Here is a 4,016-nt window from a genome sequence, read left to right as displayed (position 1 = left end):
GCCACCATTAAAAACTGACCACGACTGCGAGCCGCATACTCCCACTGCGCTTCGGTTGGCAATGCAAATGGCTCTCCAGTCAGCGTGGACAACCACTTGCAATAGCTGTCTGCTTCAAACCAATCGAGATGGGCTGGCGTATTAGGTGTCGAGTTAATCGCATCCCATTCTTCCTTAATCGGCCCTCCTTTCTCCCTTAACGCCAGACCATTGGACTTCAAATAGAGTTGGAACTCATGATTGGTTATTTTAAATCGACTGATGGAATAGCTGCTTAACTCAACCTTGTGCAAGGGTGAGCTATTCGATCTCATATCAAAGGGTAGTTTTTCAGCACCGAATCTAGGACCATAATCCCCCATAAAAAACTCGCCACCCTCGACGAATACCAGATCATCTTTAACAGCCTTAATAAATCGAGAAAGATCCGACGAAGTGCCGCGAGACTCAGAATTTTTGGCTGGCGATGGCGATTGCTCGCACCCTAACAACAAGGTAGCCAATAGACTTATCTTTAACTTTATTGTACTCATGACAAATCCAAACTAAGAAAAACGACTTGGTTGCTGTTCGAAAGAACCCAGCGTACAGCGCTGAAGGTAGTGCGCATTGTGACCGGTATTGCACTTGTAATAGGCCGAATCATTCATGGCCAGCGCATACCCCCACGTGACGTCACTTTTCAAACGATCATAAATAGTTGCCAGTTCAGCCTTGGCCTTATACAAATCCTGATCACGATTGAAGCCTTCCTTCAGGAAGTTCACCAAGTGCTGTTCTTGTTGTTCGATGATGGCGAGTTGGTTGTCGTCGCTGTGCAATTGGCGGCCATCGGCCGTCATGCGGCACAGTACCTTGTTCCATTCCGCACGGGTCTGGATGCTCTTGAGTACCCAGATCACCGCGTCCTTGCGATCTGAATAGATATCAGGAATCCATTTATCTCCGCGATTCACCCAATCCAGATGATCCCAGATACCATGGCGAGTTAGCAGGTAGAGGAGTACACCCTTGGTCTCAGGGGTGTAGAGCAGCAAATCCGCTGGGTTTGAAATGATATTCTTGGCTAATTGATTTCGGCGTTTCGAAGCGTCTAAATTTTCTTTGTTCTTGTCTGCAACTCCCAATACAAATTTTCTAAACCGTGTAGAAACCTCCTCAACACTAAGCTTTCCGAAGTTATAATCATTATATATTTTACTTTTCACATCAGCGATTTGCATAACACAATACTGGCTATACGCCTCAAAAGTCCTTCTCTCCACCACATCAAAAAACCCATAACCCAACCGATACAACTGATAGATCAACCAAGCCCCAAACTCCGTGATCGTATTGGCCTCGACCTCACAAACAAACATCCCCTTTGCACCAACGCCACAACACACACTGGCGGCCACATGAAAGCAGAACCGTCCGTTAATGAACGTGCAGTGAAACTTGCCCCCGGCGCCAACACCGGCCATCGCGCCAATGCTTTGGCCAATGTTGCAAAAGTCGGTGAACTCCCCAGAGGACTTCAATATCTCGATCACCGGTGCATTTTCATTCACCGGCGGGGTGGGTTTGAGCCATTGCAGGCCGCCCTTGAGGCCGCCTTCTACCCGGGCCCCTCCAAAGGCTTCGGCGGAGACACTGAGGCCGTCGTCTTCGGCGGCCATTTGCTGGTGGAAGACCGAACCCTGGGTTCTTCTTTGCGAAAAACGCGGCAGGCGGCTATTGGGTTGCCCGGCCAGTTTTTGTTCCCGGCCATCGACCACCACGACCTGCAGTTGCGCCTCCACCTGCACGGAGGCGCCCACAAAGCCGCTCAACTCACCGGCCAGGTACAGGCGCAGCATGCCCATGTCAAAGGCATTGCCTTTGCTGGTGGTGTAGCGCAACGCCCACCCCAGGCGATCCGGTATGTACCGGGTGAGGTTTACCATGCCGGAGACCAGGGTCTGGTTGGCCTTGGCTTCGCCCTTGAGCGCAATGTTGCCCTTCTCAGGGTCGAACTCGACACTGGCCCCGACGTTGGAAACAAAGCGCATGAACTGCGCCGCACCGGAAACATCGACGCTAGCGCCCAGCTCCCGTTTGCCGACCAGACTCTCGTTCCAACTTTGCGCCCAATCAAACAGCGCAAAATCCTTGTTCAGTGCCTCTGGATCAATATCAAGCCCGGTCCAGCTGACAATGTCCTTCATGTCTAGTTTTACTTTCTCCCATTTCAGGGTCGTCAACTGCTCTTTGAGTTTGTTCGTGTCGATCCGACGGTTACCGTGCTTGTCTTTGCTATAGATGCTTTCCTGGGCACCTTTCTTTTCACTGCCTTTCAAGGACACGGTGTGTAACTTGCGGCCGTCCTTGTTCTGGGTGAAGTAACCCTTCTTGACGTAGGCAAAACGGGCAGGCTTGCTGCCGCGTTTATTTTTCTGCCCCTTGCCCATCACCGGGATCAGTTCCACCACATCGTCATAGCTCATGTTCTGAGTGGAGAACTCGCCGAGTTTTTCGCGTAACGCCTGCCGGTCCTTCTCCAACCGAGTTTCGGCGGCGATCACCTCCAGGGCGTGGGGGTCATCTGACAGAGGCGCAAGCCTCTGGGTTGAAGCCGCCTGCTCATACGTCTCCAGGGCACTGGAGTAGGCCGCCTTGGCCAGGTGAAATTGATTCACCGTGCTCGTCATGTCTTTCCAGTGCTGTTCGAACGTGCTCGCTTCCTGGTCGGCGATATAGACCAGCTCTTCCGTGTCGGGGCGGAAGTAGCATTGCATCGACGAATGTTCCACGACCACGACGGGCGCGTGCTTGTTGATCTGGTTTTCAGCGGCGGCATCGTTGGCTTCAGTCATGTTTCAAACTCCCCCGGTTACTTAAAGATCAGCTTGATGCGCTGTAGATCAAGGCCGTAGTGGTGCTGGGTGAAACCGTTCTCGTCGGTCACCCCGCTCACCACGCAGCCGTCTGCGGTTTCGATGCGGTATTCCACGCAAGACTTGGGCGCACCGGTCTGCGCGTCCTTGACCTGGAAACCACCCTGCATCGGGCTTTTGTAAACCGGGTCTTGCAGGGTCATGGCGCCCAGGGCCTGTTCGAGCGAGGCCGAGCCGCCCCAAGCGATGTTGTCGTTTTTGATCCGCAGCTCGCCCGGTGCGCCGATCTCGATGGAGCCATCCTTGAGCTTGATGTAGGCGCCCCGACTGACCAGGGTGATGCCCTGTAGGGCGTTCAAGGTGATTTCGCCATTGATGCTTTCAAGCGTCAGTGCCTCGTCGGCCGTCAGCGCCATGGCGTCGGTTTTGGCCTGGATTTCCACCGGGCCACGGGCGGCAAACAATTTGAGGCCGAGCTTCTGGGCAAACAGGCTGATGGCCCCCCGGCGGCCACACTGAAGCGCTTGAGTACCGTGATATCGGCACTGTCTCCTGCGGTGGCGGTGAGGTTTTCCCCGGCCGAAAGCTGAAGGTTCTGCGGCGTAGTCAACGCCATGCCCCCGGGGGCCGAGGCGATCAGCCCCGCGGACTTGAGCTGGGCCAAGCGATCTCGCAGCCCCTGCTGAGATTGCCCGTCGGCCGATAATGCGTCCGCTGCGGCAGCGCTTTGCGCCAGGGTAGTGACCAGTTGCAAGGCGTTATTGAGTTGAGCCAAGGCGGCGTTCATGTCCAGCACCTGGCCCTGGGCTTGGGGTTGCGCATCGGCACTGATGAACAAGCCCTTACCCGCCCGTATCGCCCCCCAGCCATCGGTCCTCAGCTCAAACCCTTCGCCGCGCTTTTTCTTCCCGGCATCCACCAGATGCCCAAGGTTCAACTGGCTCTTGCCGCTGTGCTCGGTGCTGAGCTTGACGTGCTCCTGGCCGCGTTCATCCTCCATGCGCAGTTTGTTGTTGGCCGGGGTGCGCAATACGTTGCGTTTGTAGTTGCGCAGGCTGACGTGGTCCGGGTGTTTGCTGTCGTGCAGCGCGTGGGCGATGTAGGGGCGGTCGGGGTCGCCGTGTTCGAAGGCCACCGCCACCTCGGTGCCGGCAATCA

General features: G+C 55.1%; 2 protein-coding genes and 1 pseudogene. All 3 read right to left on the bottom strand.

All coding sequences use genetic code 11. The features are described 5' to 3' along the window. Positions 1-533, bottom strand: a 533-nt coding sequence (locus tag BMW74_RS24105) for a formylglycine-generating enzyme family protein (protein WP_139208472.1), incomplete at its 3' end; no start/stop codon positions are given. Between the two features lie 12 nt (positions 534-545). Beyond that, positions 546-2,837: a hypothetical protein gene (locus BMW74_RS24100; RefSeq protein ID WP_093426603.1), complete on the bottom strand. Its 2,292-nt coding sequence runs from the start codon at positions 2,835-2,837 to the stop codon at positions 546-548. Between the two features lie 17 nt (positions 2,838-2,854). Further along, a pseudogene (locus tag BMW74_RS24095) lies at positions 2,855-3,858 on the bottom strand (DUF2345 domain-containing protein). Positions 3,859-4,016 lie beyond the last annotated feature (158 nt).

Source organism: Pseudomonas sp. ok272, from assembly GCF_900109995.1.
Lineage (GTDB): Bacteria > Pseudomonadota > Gammaproteobacteria > Pseudomonadales > Pseudomonadaceae > Aquipseudomonas.
Note: the sequence above shows the minus strand (reverse complement) of the source record. Positions and strands in the feature narration are given on the sequence as shown.